Source organism: Lutibacter sp. (genome assembly GCF_041596795.1).
Taxonomy (GTDB): Bacteria; Bacteroidota; Bacteroidia; order Flavobacteriales; family Flavobacteriaceae; genus Lutibacter.
Genome location: NZ_JBFHHX010000003.1, coordinates 34,860 through 50,562, shown reverse-complemented (window position 1 = coordinate 50,562; position 15,703 = coordinate 34,860). Strand labels below are relative to the sequence as shown.

17 protein-coding genes are annotated in these 15,703 nt (G+C 30.2%); 12 read left to right on the top strand and 5 right to left on the bottom strand.

Going from position 1 to position 15,703, the window contains the following annotated elements:
• The first annotated feature begins 4 nt into the window (after positions 1 to 4).
• Positions 5 to 589: a Crp/Fnr family transcriptional regulator gene (locus tag ABY298_RS00930; protein WP_372744102.1), complete on the top strand. Its 585-nt coding sequence runs from the start codon at positions 5 to 7 to the stop codon at positions 587 to 589.
• A 101-nt stretch (positions 590 to 690) separates the two neighbouring features.
• Positions 691 to 1,266, top strand: a complete 576-nt coding sequence (locus tag ABY298_RS00925) for a YceI family protein (protein ID WP_372744101.1) — start codon at positions 691 to 693, stop codon at positions 1,264 to 1,266.
• A 52-nt stretch (positions 1,267 to 1,318) separates the two neighbouring features.
• Here the strand turns inward: ABY298_RS00925 and ABY298_RS00920 are convergent, their stop codons facing one another.
• From ABY298_RS00920 to ABY298_RS00910, 3 genes are all read right to left on the bottom strand, one after another.
• Positions 1,319 to 2,992, bottom strand: coding sequence for a LysM peptidoglycan-binding domain-containing protein (locus ABY298_RS00920; protein ID WP_372744100.1), 1,674 nt, complete (start codon positions 2,990 to 2,992; stop codon positions 1,319 to 1,321).
• A gap of 123 nt (positions 2,993 to 3,115) precedes the next feature.
• Complete coding sequence (locus tag ABY298_RS00915) at positions 3,116 to 3,769, bottom strand: HD domain-containing protein (RefSeq protein ID WP_372744099.1); 654 nt, start codon at positions 3,767 to 3,769, stop codon at positions 3,116 to 3,118.
• 87 nt (positions 3,770 to 3,856) lie between these two features.
• Positions 3,857 to 4,270 carry a BrxA/BrxB family bacilliredoxin gene (locus ABY298_RS00910; protein ID WP_372744098.1) on the bottom strand — a complete coding sequence of 138 codons (414 nt, stop codon included), beginning with the start codon at positions 4,268 to 4,270 and terminating at the stop codon, positions 3,857 to 3,859.
• A 155-nt stretch (positions 4,271 to 4,425) separates the two neighbouring features.
• On the opposite strand from ABY298_RS00910, the gene ABY298_RS00905 reads away from it, so the two are divergent.
• Complete coding sequence (locus ABY298_RS00905) at positions 4,426 to 5,166, top strand: TerB family tellurite resistance protein (protein ID WP_372744097.1); 741 nt, start codon at positions 4,426 to 4,428, stop codon at positions 5,164 to 5,166.
• A gap of 138 nt (positions 5,167 to 5,304) precedes the next feature.
• Here ABY298_RS00905 and ABY298_RS00900 read toward each other — a convergent pair whose 3' ends face one another.
• A complete protein-coding gene (locus ABY298_RS00900) occupies positions 5,305 to 6,195 on the bottom strand; it encodes a metallophosphoesterase (RefSeq protein WP_372744096.1) in 891 nt (296 codons plus the stop codon).
• Between the two features lie 145 nt (positions 6,196 to 6,340).
• Here ABY298_RS00900 and ileS point away from each other — a divergent pair, with 145 nt between their 5' ends.
• From ileS to ABY298_RS00885, 3 genes are all read left to right on the top strand, one after another.
• Positions 6,341 to 9,748: an isoleucine--tRNA ligase gene (gene ileS, locus ABY298_RS00895; RefSeq protein ID WP_372744095.1), complete on the top strand. Its 3,408-nt coding sequence runs from the start codon at positions 6,341 to 6,343 to the stop codon at positions 9,746 to 9,748.
• Positions 9,749 to 9,751: 3 nt separating this feature from the next.
• Positions 9,752 to 10,129 (top strand): TraR/DksA family transcriptional regulator, encoded by a 378-nt coding sequence (locus ABY298_RS00890; RefSeq protein WP_372744094.1) that lies wholly within the window; start codon positions 9,752 to 9,754, stop codon positions 10,127 to 10,129.
• A 73-nt stretch (positions 10,130 to 10,202) separates the two neighbouring features.
• Positions 10,203 to 10,820, top strand: a complete 618-nt coding sequence (locus ABY298_RS00885) for a lipoprotein signal peptidase (protein ID WP_372744115.1) — start codon at positions 10,203 to 10,205, stop codon at positions 10,818 to 10,820.
• Here the strand turns inward: ABY298_RS00885 and ABY298_RS00880 are convergent.
• A complete protein-coding gene (locus ABY298_RS00880) occupies positions 10,810 to 12,036 on the bottom strand; it encodes a DUF1566 domain-containing protein (protein ID WP_372744093.1) in 1,227 nt (408 codons plus the stop codon). The two genes, ABY298_RS00885 and ABY298_RS00880, sit on opposite strands and share 11 nt — an antisense overlap.
• Positions 12,037 to 12,146: 110 nt before the next feature.
• Here ABY298_RS00880 and ABY298_RS00875 point away from each other — a divergent pair, with 110 nt between their 5' ends.
• The 6 genes from ABY298_RS00875 to ABY298_RS00850 all read left to right on the top strand — a co-directional run bounded on the left by ABY298_RS00875 (position 12,147) and on the right by ABY298_RS00850 (position 15,702).
• Entirely contained in the window at positions 12,147 to 12,479 is a 333-nt protein-coding gene (locus ABY298_RS00875) for an ArsR/SmtB family transcription factor (protein WP_372744092.1), read from the top strand.
• A gap of 54 nt (positions 12,480 to 12,533) precedes the next feature.
• Positions 12,534 to 13,007 carry a DUF6428 family protein gene (locus tag ABY298_RS00870; RefSeq protein WP_372744091.1) on the top strand — a complete coding sequence of 158 codons (474 nt, stop codon included), beginning with the start codon at positions 12,534 to 12,536 and terminating at the stop codon, positions 13,005 to 13,007.
• A gap of 70 nt (positions 13,008 to 13,077) precedes the next feature.
• Entirely contained in the window at positions 13,078 to 13,398 is a 321-nt protein-coding gene (locus ABY298_RS00865) for a thioredoxin family protein (RefSeq protein WP_372744090.1), read from the top strand.
• A gap of 36 nt (positions 13,399 to 13,434) precedes the next feature.
• Positions 13,435 to 14,049: a low molecular weight phosphatase family protein gene (locus tag ABY298_RS00860; RefSeq protein WP_372744089.1), complete on the top strand. Its 615-nt coding sequence runs from the start codon at positions 13,435 to 13,437 to the stop codon at positions 14,047 to 14,049.
• Entirely contained in the window at positions 14,049 to 15,083 is a 1,035-nt protein-coding gene (gene arsB / locus ABY298_RS00855) for an ACR3 family arsenite efflux transporter (RefSeq protein ID WP_372744088.1), read from the top strand. The genes ABY298_RS00860 and arsB overlap by 1 nt, the downstream gene beginning before the upstream one ends.
• A gap of 7 nt (positions 15,084 to 15,090) precedes the next feature.
• A complete protein-coding gene (locus tag ABY298_RS00850; RefSeq protein WP_372744087.1) occupies positions 15,091 to 15,702 on the top strand; it encodes a class I SAM-dependent methyltransferase in 612 nt (203 codons plus the stop codon).
• Position 15,703: the final 1 nt, after the last annotated feature.

The window sequence follows — 15,703 nt, the reverse complement described above, 5'->3', positions numbered from 1 at the left end:
TTAAATGAACGCTCAACCTCTATTAAACTACATTAGCAAGTACATCAGTTTATCTGAAGAGGAAGCTTTATTTTTAATTTCTAAAATAACTTTCAGAAAATATTTAAAAGGACAATACATTGTTCAACAAGGTGATATTTGTAAAAAACAATGCTTTATAATTTCGGGTTGTACAAAAACCTTTTATATGGATGCTGGAGGACAAGAACATATTGTGTTGTTTGCTATTGAAGATTGGTGGACATCGGATATGGGAAGTTTTATAACGCAAACACCTGCCGATTTTAATGTTCAATGTATCGAAAATACAGAGCTTATTCAAATAACCTATGATGATAATGAAGAAATACTTCGTGTAATTCCTAAACTAGAACGTTTTTTTAGAAAAATTGTTGAGTCGGCCTATGCGGCTTCACAAAAAAGAATAATTAGAAGTTTTAGCCTTACTGCTAAAGAACAATATCTATATTTTAAAGAGCAATACCCAACTATTGAACAACGAGTACCTCAATATATGATTGCCTCATATCTTGGAATTACTAAGGAATTTTTTAGTAAAATAAAAAGTCAACTTGCTTTAGAAGAATAAAAAGTTAATCTATATTAACAAAATTTAATAAGCTACCTTTTTTTAATTAAGTAGTTTGTTCCGCAACTTTGCCTAATACAATAAGTTAATTTTATAAACACATGAAAACATTTAAAAATTTAGCGTTAATTGCAGTTATTACTGTAATAACATTTTCATTTACAAAAGTAAATGCTCAACAAAAAGAAATTAAAACAGCTACTAGCAAAGTAATTTGGAAAGGTTATAAAGTTACAGGTTCACATGAAGGTACAATTAATTTAAAATCAGGTTTTTTAACCTTTAAAGAAGATAAATTGGTTGGAGGAGAATTTGTAATGAATATGCAAACAATTGAAACAACAGATTTAAAGGGAGATTATAAAGGAAAATTAGATGGACATTTAAAATCGGACGATTTTTTTAGTGTTGAAAAACACCCAACAGCAACGTTAGTAGTTACTAAAGTAGAAACTTCAGGAAAAAATTCGTACAAAGTAACAGGAGATTTAACTATTAAAGGAATTAAAAATGCAGTTACTTTTGATTTATCTGTTTATGGAAATAAAGCCAATGCAACATTAAAAATTGATAGAACAAAATATGATGTTAGATACGGATCAACTAGCTTTTTCGACAACTTAAAAGATAAAGCTATCTATGATGAATTTGATTTAGTTGCAGATTTAGAATTCTAATATTTAAAAAAATGAATAAAAAAAATGCTCAAGGTTACTTGAGCATTTTTTTTTAGTTTAAAACTCTGTTAATTTGAATAAATCGTTTTGAATAATAGTCTTCATTTAAAGAAGAAATTATTACGCCTTGAGATGTAGAGGAGTGTATAAATTTAATGTCATTTCCACTAACTTCAGTTACCAAACCAACGTGGCTTATAATATTTTTTCTGCCAGTAGCAAAAAATATTAAATCGCCTTTTTGTGCTTTATTTTTATTAATTTTTTCTCCGTATTTAGCCATTGCCCTTGAAGATCGTGGTAAATTCATATCTATCTCTTTAAAGGTAACATATACTAAACCAGAACAGTCAAAACCTCTAGAAGTTGTTCCGCCTCCTCTATATGGAGTTCCCATATTTTTTGAAGCAGCATCAATCAAAATTTCTGCAATTACCGCGTGTGATTCACTGTTTTTAGACTCTTCAATAATTTCAGGAGTCAATTCTGCTAAATGTTTTGTTCCGCGTTTTATTACTAATTCATAATCTACCAGTAGTTTATTTTTAATATCAGGGTTTAAATATTCCAACTCTTCAACGGTAATGCCATATTTTTTTGCAATTCCGTATTTGGTTTCATCAGGTAAAACTTTATGAATAATATCTTCAGCAAGAATTTCGGGATTGTCTAAATTTTGATCGTCAACTCTTGTTAAAATAGTAATGGTATCAGGTTTATTTAAACGAACAATGGTTCCAACTTTCATTCTTCTTGGATCAATTTTAGGGTTTAACTTTGTTAATTCCTTAACATTGATATCATATTTTTTTGCAATTGTTTTAAATGTTTCGCCAGATTTAATTCTGTGTGTTTTTACTTCAGATAAAACTTTTGTTTTTTGAAATTGAGGAGTTGGATTTGTACTAACATTATCAGCAATTGTGTTTTTAACAACTACAGTAGTGTCTGCAGGTAACGTAATTACCATTCCAATTTTCATTCTTCTAGAATCAACAGTTGGATTTAATTTTTGAATAGTAGAAAGACTTGTATTGTATTTGTTGGCAATAATTTTTAAGGTTTCGCCAGAAGCTACAATATGATTTTTGGGTGTAATTATTTTTTCAACTGCATCGTTATTGCTATTGTTTTCTGCTGAAATTTCTTCCGATGATTTTAATTTTAGCACGGTGCCAATTTGTAGTTTTCTTGGATCAACGTTAGGGTTTAATTTACCTAATTCTGCTAAGCTAAGGTTGTATTTATTTGCTATAATACTTAAGGATTCACCTGAAGAAACTGTATGTGTAGTTGCATTTTTGGTAGAGTTACCAGAGTTTTCTATATTTTTAGAAGTTGGAACTTCGGTTAAATTTAAAACATGTCCAATTTTTAGTCTTTTAGCATCAATATTTGGGTTTAGTTGTGATAATTTTAAAGGACTTAAATTATATTTATTTGCAATTCCATTTAATGTTTCGCCAGAAACTACAGTATGAGTTTCAATAATAATATTTCCGTTCTCGTCCTTTCTTGGCGGAATTGATAAAACTGTATTTAGTTGTAGAACTTTACCTTTAATAGTTGGGTTTGCTTCATAAATATCCGATTCAGAAACCTTATATTTTTTTGCAATTACATAAATACTTTCTCCTTTTGTAACTTTGTGTTTTATGGTAGTTTGAGAATATACACTACTTGCAAAAAGCAGTATAAACAGCGAAAAAAGTTTTAAAATATTCATTCTTAATATAATTATAACACTCTAAAATATTGGTTTTTAAAAGCAAGGCAAGATATAAAAACTATTGACTGGTAGCATTGCTTTTAAATTTTTAACAATTTTTTAAACTATTGCTTTTTAGTACTATAATTTTCCTTCCCATTCGTTATAAAATTGCTGTAAAAAAGTTTCCATGTAGGTGTGACGATCTTCCGCTATTTTTTTTCCTGTTTCAGTATTCATTTTGTCTTTTAGCAACAATAGTTTTTCATAAAAATGATTAATTGTTGGGGCTTCTGAATTTTTATATTCTTCTTTGGTTTGATGTAGGTTTGGAGCAATTTCTGGGTTATATAATGGTCGGTTTTTAAAACCACCGTAATTAAAACAACGTGCAATTCCAACGGCACCAATGGCATCTAATCTATCGGCATCTTGCACAACATCTAATTCTGGCGATTTAAAAGTTTGTTTAAAATTTCCGCCTTTGTATGAAATGTTTGAAATAATATTCTCTACATGTTCAATAATAGAATTTTCTACCTGTTCTTTTTCTAAAAAATCACGTGCCATTTTTGGGCCAATAGTTTCATCACCATTGTAAAATTTAGAATCGGCAATATCGTGTAATAAAGCGCCTAATTCAACAATAAATACATCAACATTTTCTTTTTTAGCAATTAGTTTTGCATTGTTCCAAACGCGTAAAATATGAAACCAATCGTGACCTCCTTCGGCATTTTTTAAGGTTTCTTTTACAAAAATTTCAGTATTCTTTATTATTTGTATTGTATTCATCTTTTAAAAATAAAAAAATCCGCTTTAAATAAAACGGATTTTAGATTTATATTTTATTCAATTTAATAAATTGAATACTTTTAATTTTTAATTACAGTACTCTTCGTAAGCTGCAGCTAAATTTGATGCAATTACTTCGGCTGGTCTTCCTTCAATATGATGACGTTCTAACATGTGAACCAAAGCACCATCTTTAAATAATGCAATTGCAGGTGATGATGGAGGAAAGGGAACCATAAATTCTCTTGCTTTTCCTGTTGCCTCAGTATCTACTCCGGCAAAAACTGTTACTAAGTTATTAGGAATTTTATCAAATTGTAATGAAGCTACAGCTCCTGGTCTGCAAGTTCCTGCTGCACAACCACAAACTGAATTAACAACCACTAATGTAGTTCCTTCTTTTGCTATTGCTTGTTCAACTTCTTTTGCGGTATGTAATGATGTAAACCCTGCATTTTCTAATTCTAATTGCATTGGTTTTACTAATTCTGGTGGATACATATTTCTTGATTTTTTAGTTATACTATATTTGACGTAATACGTGTGCAAATATAACAGATTATAGCCAAAAGTTTATAAATATTTTAACAACTGTAACATGTATGCGCTCTAAGCTTACTAATAAATCAATTATATTTGCATCTTTAAATTAAATTATGGGAAATTTTATTAAATGGATTGGGGCTGGAGTTGGTTTTACACTTGGAGGTCCTATTGGTAGTATTTTAGGTTTTGTTTTAGGTAGTATTTTGGGTGGTTTTTCTAAAGAAGACATTGAAAATGCAAAAAAATATAGCTCAACAAGTGGCAATGTTCAATCGGGTGATTTTGAAATTAGTTTATTGTTATTGTCTGCAGTTGTTATAAAAGCTGATGGTAGAGTTGATGAGCGCGAATTAAATTACGTGCGTACACATTTTAAAAATATGTACGGTGAAGAAAGAGCTAATAATGCCTTTAAATTATTTAAAGGTTTTATGCAAAACAACAATGTTTCTACACAACAAATATGTGTTCAAATTCGACAAAATTTAACGCATGCTTCACGTCTTCAATTGGTTCATTTTTTATTTGGGATAGCAAAATCTGATGGAAATGTTTCGGAAATTGAAGTACAAGCTATTAGAACAATAGCAAGTTATTTATACATTAGTTTAAACGATTTTGAATCGATAAAAGCAATGTTTTATGAAGATTCTGAAAGTGCTTATAAAATTTTAGAAATTGAAAAAACAGCAACTAATGAAGAGCTAAAAGCAGCCTACAGGAAAATGGTTAAAAAATACCATCCAGATAAATTACAACATTTAGGAGAAGAACACGTAAAAGGTGCTGAAGAAAAGTTTAAGCAAGTACAAAAAGCGTACGAACAAATACAAAAAGAAAGGGGAGTATAAAATAGTTTGTGACTTTTTAATAATTAATGAGTCATATAGTTGATTAGTAAATAATTAATTTAATAAAATAAGGTAAACCTTAAAACATGTTAACCCCCAAGATTATTAAAAGCGTTTCTTTTTTTAGAGGCGCTTTTTTTATTTTAAATATTTAGATATTTCGGTGGGTCCTTCTAATACTGTTTTTACAATTTGAAGAGTTCCATTCTCTTGAGATATTACGTGCCATTTAATTAAAGAAATTTGCATGTCAACAATTTCAATTCCTGTAATTGACCTTGGGTGTACACAACTTCCATCGTTAAAATAAGGTAACTCGTTTGGTTCAGGAAATCGTGGTCTGTGCGTGTGCCCGGCAATAACCATTTGGTTGTTATTAGCTAAAATCCATTTTTTAAGTCGGCGTTCAACTTTAATTAATTCCTTAAAATTTTTAGCCGGACTTGTAGGGTCTTTTATACCAACAACTTGCAAAGGTTTCCATAAAATACGTACTAAAAACCGACTCCATTTCCATAAAACATAATTATGAAAATCGGCTTGATGCCCATGAATTAGTAAAATATCTTTTTTATAGCCTTCAACTTCTAAAACAATACCTTCCTGAAATGTTAAATTTGGTAATAAATCTTTATCGGTTCCTGTTATTTTATCAAAATATGTAGATAAAAGTGAAGCTGATTTGGTGGGGTTTTTTAAAATCATGTCATGGTTTCCCCAAAGCATGTAAAGTTTGTTTTTTAAATGAAATTCACGCAATAATAAAAACGAGTTTTTATGCGCTTCAAAAACATCATTAAAAAATAAATTTTCCCACAGTTCAATTCCGTCACCTAACTCAATATAAGTGTAATCGTTTTGTAAATAGCTTCTTAACGCATGAAAATAAATATTACTGTTATTGGCAAAATCATCCGCATAACTATTATCACCTCTGTGGCAATCGCTAAAAAAAATAAATTTTGAATCGCAATTCAACGGAATTCTTTGTGCGTTTCTATAGGAATTAGAGATAATATTTTGCATCATAAGTATGGTAAAAAGATAGTGAAATATAAACTTACTATAATTCTATTAAATTCAATGTTTTATGTATTTAATTTTTTACAATTTATGAAATGATATTTTGTAGAAAATACGTAATTTCGCAAACTAATTGAATTAAGGGTACAAAATGAGTAAAAAGTTTAGAGAATATAAGGGTTTGAACCTCACTAAAGTAGCAGATGAAACTTTAGCGTTTTGGGAAAAAGAAAATATTTTCGAAAAAAGTATTACAACAAGAAAAGAAAATAAACCGTATGTATTTTTTGAAGGTCCGCCTTCAGCAAATGGATTACCGGGTATTCATCACGTAATGGCGAGAGCTATTAAAGATATTTTTTGTAGATATAAAACCTTGCAAGGCTTTCAGGTAAAAAGAAAAGCAGGTTGGGATACTCACGGATTGCCAATTGAATTAGGTGTTGAAAAAGAATTGGGTATAACCAAAGAGGATATTGGAATAAAAATTACTGTTGAAGAATACAACGAAGCTTGTAAAAAAGCCGTAATGCGTTATACCGATGTTTGGAATGATCTTACAAAACGTATTGGTTATTGGGTAGATATGGAAGATCCGTATGTTACCTACAAGCCAAAATATATGGAAACTGTTTGGTGGTTATTGGCAGAAATGTACAAAAAAGACCTAATTTATAAAGGTTATACCATTCAACCATATTCTCCAAAAGCAGGTACAGGTTTAAGTTCGCACGAGCTAAATCAGCCAGGAACCTACCAAGATGTAACCGATACAACTGCGGTTGCTCAGTTTAAAGCAATTAAAAATACGCTACCAGCATTATTACAAAATGTAGATGGAGACGTTCACTTTTTAGCTTGGACAACAACTCCTTGGACATTACCTTCAAATACAGCATTAACAGTTGGTAAAAAGATAGACTACGTGTTAGTAAAATCTTTTAACCAATATACTTTTGAACCAATAAATGTAATTTTAGCAAAAAATTTAGTTGGAAAACAATTTGCAGGAAAGTTTTTTGCTGTTGAAAACGAAACTCTACTTGCTGAATATAAAGAGAACGACAAAAAGATTCCATATATAATTGTTCAAGAATTTAAAGGAGCGGATATTTTAGAAGCTAAATACGAACAATTATTACCATATACACTTCCATATAAAAATCCAGAAAATGCTTTTAGAGTAATTGCAGGAGATTTTGTTACTACAGAAGATGGAACAGGAATTGTACACACAGCACCAACTTTTGGAGCTGATGATGCCTTGGTTGCAAAACAAGCAAACCCAGAAGTTCCGCCAATGTTAGTATTAGATGATAATGGAAATCCGGTTCCTTTAGTAGATTTACAAGGAAGATTTACCAAACATATGGGTGAATTTGCTGGAAAGTATGTGAAAAATGAATATTACAATGAAGGTGAAGCTCCAGAGCGTTCTTTAGATGTTGAAATTTCAATCAAATTAAAAGAAGAGAATAAAGCATTTCACGTAGAAAAATACCGTCACAGTTACCCACATTGTTGGAGAACAGATAAGCCGGTGTTATATTATCCGCTAGATTCTTGGTTTATAAAAGTTACCGAGAAACGCGATAGAATGTTCGATTTAAATAATACTATTAACTGGAAACCAAAATCTACAGGAGAAGGTAGATTTGGAAACTGGTTAAAAAATGCAAACGATTGGAATTTATCTCGATCTCGTTATTGGGGAATTCCGTTACCAATTTGGAGAACGGAAGATGGAACCGAAGAAATTATAATTGGCTCTGTTGAAGAACTAAAAGCTGAAATGAAAAAATCTGTTGAAGCAGGTTTTATGCAGGCAGATATTTTTGCCGATTTTGAAGTTGGAAACATGAGTGAAGAGAACTATAATAAAATAGATCTTCATAAAAATGTAGTTGATAAAGTTGTATTGGTATCACCAAAAGGACAACCAATGAAACGCGAAAGCGATTTAATTGATGTTTGGTTTGATTCTGGTTCTATGCCTTATGCACAATGGCATTATCCGTTTGAAAATAAAGAATTGATTGACGAGAAAAAGTTTTTCCCAGCCGATTTTATTGCCGAAGGAGTAGATCAAACTCGTGGATGGTTTTATACCTTACACGCAATTGGAACTATGGTTTTCGATTCTGTTGCCTACAAAAATGTAGTTTCTAACGGATTGGTACTAGACAAGGAAGGTAAAAAAATGAGTAAACGTTTAGGAAATGCTATTGATCCATTTGAAACAATGGATACGTATGGTGCAGATGCTACACGTTGGTACATGATTTCAAATGCAAATCCTTGGGATAACTTAAAATTTGATATTGAAGGAATTGATGAGGTTCGCAGAAAATTCTTTGGCACCTTATATAATACGTATTCTTTCTTTTCGTTATATGCAAATTTAGATAATTTCACATACGCAGAAGATGAAATTGCAATAAGCGAAAGACCAGAAATTGATCGTTGGATTTTATCAGAATTAAATACTTTAATAAAGAATGTTGAAAGTTTTTACGAAGATTACGAACCAACTAAAGCAGCAAGAGCAATACAAGAATTTGTAGGAGAAAATTTAAGCAACTGGTTTGTTCGTTTAAGTAGAAGACGTTTTTGGAAAGGTGAATACGGGCAAGATAAAATATCGGCATATCAAACATTATATACTTGTTTGGTAACTGTTTCAAAATTAGCATCTCCAATTGCACCATTTTTTATGGATAATCTTTACAAAGATTTAACCAGCGCAACTGGAATAGAAAGTTTTGAATCTATACATTTGGCGGAATTTCCAACTTATGATGAAAGTTTGGTTGATAGCAAGTTAGAGCATAAAATGCAACAAGCACAAAAAATCTCTTCTATGGTTTTATCATTGCGTAAAAAGGAAATGATAAAAGTACGTCAGCCTCTACAAAGAATTATGATTCCTGTTTTAAACAAAGAAGACAGAGCAGAAATTTTAGCGGTTGAAAATTTAATAAAATCGGAGGTAAATGTTAAAGAAATTGAATTGATTGATGATGCTTCTGGAATATTGGTAAAAACCATAAAGCCTAATTTTAAAGTGCTTGGGCCTAAGTTTGGAAAAGATATGAGATTTGTGGGGCAAGCAATTCAAAATTTAACCCAAAAAGACATTGAAACTATTGAAAAACTTGGAGAAATTCCTTTAAATATAAACGAAAAAGTTGTAAATTTAACACTAGAGGAAGTTGAAATAACATCACAAGATATTGAAGGCTGGTTAGTAGCAAATCAAGGTAGTTTAACAGTTGCTTTAGATGTTACAATTACAGACGAATTACGTAAAGAAGGAAACGCAAGAGAGCTAATTAATAGGGTTCAAAATTTACGTAAAGAAAGTGGTTTAGAAGTAAATGATAAAATTAAATTAAGTATTCAAAAAAATGATATATTAGAGCAATCTGTTTTGGCAAATGAACTGTATATTAAAACAGAAACGTTAACTAATGACCTTGTTTTTATTGAAGATTTAGAAAAAGGCATAGAAATTGCTTTTGATGATATAAATACAAAAATATTAATAGAAAAATTGTAAATTATGGATGAAAATAATAGATATTCTGATAAAGATCTTGCTGAATTTAAAGAAATTATTCAGAGTAAAATTGAATATGCAGAGGAAGATTTAGCCCTGATAAAAAGCGCATTTAAAAACGATAGTAATAACGGAACGGATGATACTTCTCCTACATTTAAAGCTTTTGAAGAAGGTTCTGAAACCATGTCAAAAGAAGCAAATGTAGCCTTGGCTATCCGTCAGGAAAAATTTATTAGAGATTTAAAAAATGCATTGGTTAGAATAGAAAACAAAACATATGGAATATGTAGAGTTACTGGAAAATTAATTGCAAAAGAGCGTTTAAAATTAGTTCCACATGCTACATTAAGCATTGAGGCTAAAAACATGCAACAATAAAAAATAAGAACATTTTTAATTTGAAGCTTCCTTTATGGAGGCTTCACTAATTTAATATCATTTCATAATACCAATACCATTGAAAAAAGCATTATTTATAATAATTACCGTTTTATTAATAGATCAAATAAGTAAAATATACATTAAAACTAACTTTGTATATGGAGAAGAAGTAGTTGTTTTTGATTGGTTTAGAATTCATTTTATTGAAAATAATGGAATGGCTTGGGGTGCAGAATTTGGTGGAAGAGCAGGTAAATTATTTTTAACAATTTTCAGATTGTTTGCAATTGCAGGTATTGGTTATTGGTTGTATTCGTCTGTTAAAAAAAACGCACATACTATATTAATTGTATCTATATCGCTAATTTTTGCTGGTGCTATGGGAAATATTATTGATTCTGTTTTTTATGGGGTTATTTTTGACACACCAATGAATGGAGTTGCCACACTATTTGCAGAAAAACCTTATGGAGAATTATTTTATGGCAAAGTAGTTGACATGTTATACTTTCCAATTTGGAACGGAGTTTTACCAGATTGGCTACCTATTTGGGGTGGAAAACCATTCACGTTTTTTAATGCTATTTTTAACGTAGCAGATAGCGCTATTTCTGCTGCAGTTATTTTATTAATTATTTTTAATAAAAAGGCGTTTCCAAAAGAAGAAGAAACGGAAACTATTCAATAGTTCTTACGCAACGAACATAATTATATACGTAACGCACATCGCCTTGTGGACCGTAAAACTGTGGGTAATCTGCTATATTTCCACTTTTAGGATCGCTGCGTTGGCAACCAGCACCGTGAACATCTAATAAAATTCCATTCATTACGCCAAGTCCTTCTCCAAATGCTATATAAACGGCACTTGTATACGGGTTTACACCATCTAAATGTGTAGTGCTTGTCCAAAAGTATGGGAAATGACCAGAATTTCCATCGGGATCTAAAATTTCAGTAGTATCAAACATGGAGTTTATTGCTGGAGTTGCTGTTGTTTGGGGTGATCGTGAATAATCTACAATACTTTGTAATTCTTTTGCATTTGGTAAGCGCCAATCTGATTTATTTCCTAATGTTAAATTTTCTGCGTAATTTAATGATGTTTTCCAATCTCTTGCAACACTATCATCGGCTTTTTGCCACATAAGACCTGTTGCTAAATCGCTAATTGTTCCATCTTCATTATCAACAAAATTATTTTTTCCATAAGCTGTATTTCCACGTACCATTCTAAAATACATTGTATTAGCAGCTCCTGTGCTAGGTTTGTATTTTGGATATCCTTTTATGCGTCCATCAACAAAATTAACACCAAATATTGTTTCGTCTCCATACATTGTTTTGCCAACATATTCGGTAGAGCTCCAAGTTTGTGCATCAATTTCACGTTCGCCCATTGCAGTATCTCCTAATGGCTGATTAAAATAATTGGTATCAATAAAAAAATCAATAGCAACTTCACCTTTTACACTTCCGGTAAATAAAATTAAAGAGTACAATTCCTTAATAGTTGGTATTCTCCAATCGGTATATCCTCCTAAGTTTAAGTTTGGTGCTTTGGTTAAAGCTGCTTCAAAAGAAATTTTTTCACCCATATCTTGTTGCCACATTAAACCGGTTATATTATCGGTTATTGTTCCATCTCCATTATTTGTATATGAAGGTTGATTACCAATATACGCTGCATCTTGTCCATAAAAGTCTTGATTATTTAATGGAGTTGAAATAAGTGTACTATCACTATAAAAATCTGAAACGTTAGTGTCAACTATAGTATAAGGTTTTTCTGGTGTAGGGATTTGGGTTAAATTGCTATCTTCATCGGTAGTATTATTTCCTCCGCAATTTATATTTAATAGTATACTTAGAATTATCCAGTTTAGTTTCAGTATTTTGCGCATTGGGTGTTATTTATTTTTGTAGTGTTAAGACTTATTTTCTGCATAAAGGTTTAATTTATTATATTTTTATTTTGTAGAATAATTATTAATCGTATATTTGCGATGAACTTATGAAAAGAACAAATCAACAAATAGATTATTTAGCAGAAACCGAGGAATTGGCACGTTTTGCAAAAGCTTTGGGGCATCCAACGCGTATTAAAATTTTAAATTATTTAGAAAATCAAAGCTGTTGTTTTACGGGCGATTTATTAGAGGTAATTCCGCTAGCGCAATCTACAATTTCACAACATTTAAAAGAGTTAAAAGATGCAGGTTTAATTAAAGGAGAAGTAAATCCTCCAAAAATTAAGTATTGTATTCATACAGAAAATTGGGAAAAAGCGAAGTCTTTATTTAATGATTTTTTTAATAGAAGTTTGGGTGAAAATTATTGTGAGTAAAAAAAATTAACCAATTCAATCGTTAATTTGCGATAATAATTAAAGAAAAAGAAAATGAATATTCAAGAAATTAAGGAACATTTAAGGAATTTAAAAACTATTGCGTTTCAATTACCTGATGGGGAATTAGTACCAAGTCATTTTCACGTAACTGAAGTAGGAAAGGTAACAAAGCATTTTATAGATTGTGGCGGAACACTTAGAAATGAAGTTGTTGCAAATTTTCAGTTGTGGGAAGCAAATGATTATGATCATAGGTTACACCCAGAAAAATTAATTCATATAATTGAATTATCAGATAAATTATTAAAACTTGAAAATCTAGAGATAGAAGTAGAATATCAAGGATTAACAATTGGTAAATATGGATTGGATTTTAACGGCACAAACTTTTTACTAACATCAAAAAAAACGGACTGTTTAGCAAAAGATAATTGCGGTATTCCATCTGAAAAAACAAAGGTGAAACTTTCCAATTTAGGAAATAATAAAGCTAGTTGTTGTTCAACTGAGTCAAATTGTTGTTAAAATACACTTAGTATTATTGGTTTTTACCAACAAGTAATAAATATAAGTACTAAAAATAAATATAATAAATATGAAAACAATTAAAATATTAGGAACAGGTTGTCCTAGTTGTGTAAGCACAGAAAAAGTAGTTAAAGATGTAATTAGCGAATTAAATATAGATGCTAAAATTGTAAAAGTAACTGATATTATGGAGATTATGGCCTATGATGTAATGAGTACTCCTGCAGTTGTAATTGATGAAAAGGTTGTGTTTAAAGGAGGAGTTCCTTCAAAAGATGTAGTAAAAGGTTTGTTAGTAGACAATTTTGCAAATAATGCTTGTTGCTCTGATGAAGATTCAGGGTCTTCATGTTGTTCAACTGATGAAAAAGGAACTAGCTGCTGCTAAACAATTAAATAAATAACCTAAAAAAATCAAAAGTATATGTTATTTGAAGAAATAAACAACTCCATTGAATTGTTAAAAGATGTTCAAATTTCGACGGATCGAAAAGCGGATTTACAACCGTTTATAAATTATATCCAGTCTAAAGTCTCTGAAAGTAAAAATGTAAATCTAAATTTTATTTGTACACATAATTCCCGCAGAAGTCATTTGTCTCAAATTTGGGCACAAACGGCAGCTAACTATTACGGAATTAAAAATGTGTTTTGTTATTCTGGTGGAACAGAAGCAACTGCTATGTTTCCAATGGTTGGAAAAACTTTAGAAAGTCAAGGGTTTCAAATTTCAAAATTATCTCACGAAGAAAATCCTGTTTATAGTATAAAATTTGGTAAAAATGCACATCCAATTATTGGTTTTTCTAAAAAATATGATGATGAATTTAATCCTAAAAGTGAATTTGCTGCATTAATGACGTGTTCACATGCCGATGAAAATTGTCCTTTTATTATTGGTTGTGAAAGTAGAATTCCAGTAAGATATAATGATCCTAAAGCATTTGATAACACACCACAACAAGCTGAAAAATACCTAGAACGCAGTAAGGAAATAGCTTCAGAAATGTTATTTGTTTTTTCTCAAATTAAAAAATAATGAAGACGAAACTTAAATTTTTAGACCGTTTTTTAACACTGTGGATTTTTTTAGCAATGGCTATTGGTGTTGGTTTGGGATATTTCTTTCCTCAAATGGCAACAATTACAGATTCATTATCTGTAGGAGCTACCAATATTCCTTTGGCAATTGGTTTAATATTAATGATGTATCCACCATTAGCAAAGGTTGATTATAGTTTAATACCAACAGTTTTTAAAGACACAAAATTAATGTCAATGTCTTTAGTTTTAAACTGGATTATTGGTCCAATTTTAATGTTTGGATTGGCTATATTATTTTTAAGAGACGAACCAGGTTATATGTCTGGTTTAATTTTAATTGGGTTGGCACGTTGTATTGCTATGGTAATTGTTTGGAGTGATTTGGCTGGCGCAAGCAGAGAATACACAGCAACCTTGGTTGCTTTAAACAGTGTTTTTCAAATTATAACATATAGTTTTTATGCTTGGTTATTTATTACTTTTTTACCTGGATATTTAGGATTTGAAGGTTTTGATGTAAATATTTCTATTGCAGAAGTAGCTAAAAGTGTGGCTATATATTTAGGAATTCCATTTTTAATGGGGTATTTAAGTCGTTACTTTATTGTAAAATACAAAGGTTTAGATTTCTACAACAGAAAATTTATACCATTAATTTCTCCAATTACTTTAATTGCTTTGTTAGCAACCATTGTTTTAATGTTTAGTTTAAAAGGCGATTTAATTGTTGAAATTCCCTTTGATGTATTAAAAATTGCCGTGCCGTTAATTATTTATTTTGTGTTAATGTTCTTTGTAAGTTTCTTTTTAGGAAAAGCAATGAATATAGATTACAAACGTAATGCAGCGGTTGCTTTTACTGCAACTGGAAATAATTTTGAGTTAGCTATTGCAGTTGCTATTGCGGTTTTTGGAATTAATTCGCAACAAGCTTTTACAGGAGTTATTGGTCCATTGGTAGAAGTGCCAGTTTTAATTTTATTGGTAAAGGTTTCTTTTTGGTTAAAGAAAAAATATTATACAAAATAAATATAAAATGAAAGATTTTTGGGAACAAAGATATGGGGCTGAAGAGTTTGCATATGGAATAGAGCCAAATGTATTTTTTAAAAAAATAGTAGAAGAATTTGAGTTAAAAGGCGCTATTTTATTACCAGCTGAAGGCGAAGGAAGAAATGCTGTATTTGCCGCAAAAAAAGGTTTAAATGTTACTTGTTTTGATGTAAGTTCACAAGGAAAATTAAAAGCAGAAAAACTAGCTGCCTTAAATAAGGTTAATATTAATTACTTAGTAGGAGAATTTTCAGAACTTCAATTTGAAGAGAATTCATTTGATGTAATAGCTCTTATTTATGCACATTTTCCAGAGAATTTTAAAACTATTTATCATCAAAAACTGGTACGGTATTTAAAAAAAGGAGGACTATTAATTTTAGAAGGTTTTAGTAAAAATCAACATAAAATTAATAAAGAATACAAATTAGATTTTGGCCCTAAAAATTTAGACATGTTATATTCATTGGAAGAAATTAAAGAGGATTTTTTAGAGCTAGAAATTATAGAACTTAAGCAAGAAGAAATACTATTAAATGAAGGTATTTATCATAATGGCAAAAGTTCAGTAATACGTTTTATTGGTAAAAAATAAA

Bases quoted from the DNA above. Each gene is read 5' to 3' on its own strand.
- ABY298_RS00920 (WP_372744100.1), bottom strand. From the start codon at position 2,992: ATGAATATTTTAAAACTTTTTTCGCTGTTTATACTGCTTTTTGCAAGT.
- ABY298_RS00880 (WP_372744093.1), bottom strand. From the start codon at position 12,036: ATGCGCAAAATACTGAAACTAAACTGGATAATTCTAAGTATACTATTA.
- ABY298_RS00930 (WP_372744102.1), top strand. From the start codon at position 5: ATGAACGCTCAACCTCTATTAAACTACATTAGCAAGTACATCAGTTTA.
- ABY298_RS00915 (WP_372744099.1), bottom strand. From the start codon at position 3,769: ATGAATACAATACAAATAATAAAGAATACTGAAATTTTTGTAAAAGAA.
- ABY298_RS00860 (WP_372744089.1), top strand. From the start codon at position 13,435: ATGTTATTTGAAGAAATAAACAACTCCATTGAATTGTTAAAAGATGTT.
- ABY298_RS00890 (WP_372744094.1), top strand. From the start codon at position 9,752: ATGGATGAAAATAATAGATATTCTGATAAAGATCTTGCTGAATTTAAA.
- ABY298_RS00850 (WP_372744087.1), top strand. From the start codon at position 15,091: ATGAAAGATTTTTGGGAACAAAGATATGGGGCTGAAGAGTTTGCATAT.
- ABY298_RS00905 (WP_372744097.1), top strand. From the start codon at position 4,426: ATGGGAAATTTTATTAAATGGATTGGGGCTGGAGTTGGTTTTACACTT.
- ABY298_RS00900 (WP_372744096.1), bottom strand. From the start codon at position 6,195: ATGATGCAAAATATTATCTCTAATTCCTATAGAAACGCACAAAGAATT.
- ABY298_RS00875 (WP_372744092.1), top strand. From the start codon at position 12,147: ATGAAAAGAACAAATCAACAAATAGATTATTTAGCAGAAACCGAGGAA.
- ABY298_RS00925 (WP_372744101.1), top strand. From the start codon at position 691: ATGAAAACATTTAAAAATTTAGCGTTAATTGCAGTTATTACTGTAATA.
- ABY298_RS00870 (WP_372744091.1), top strand. From the start codon at position 12,534: ATGAATATTCAAGAAATTAAGGAACATTTAAGGAATTTAAAAACTATT.
- arsB (WP_372744088.1), top strand. From the start codon at position 14,049: ATGAAGACGAAACTTAAATTTTTAGACCGTTTTTTAACACTGTGGATT.
- ABY298_RS00910 (WP_372744098.1), bottom strand. From the start codon at position 4,270: ATGTATCCACCAGAATTAGTAAAACCAATGCAATTAGAATTAGAAAAT.
- ABY298_RS00865 (WP_372744090.1), top strand. From the start codon at position 13,078: ATGAAAACAATTAAAATATTAGGAACAGGTTGTCCTAGTTGTGTAAGC.
- ileS (WP_372744095.1), top strand. From the start codon at position 6,341: ATGAGTAAAAAGTTTAGAGAATATAAGGGTTTGAACCTCACTAAAGTA.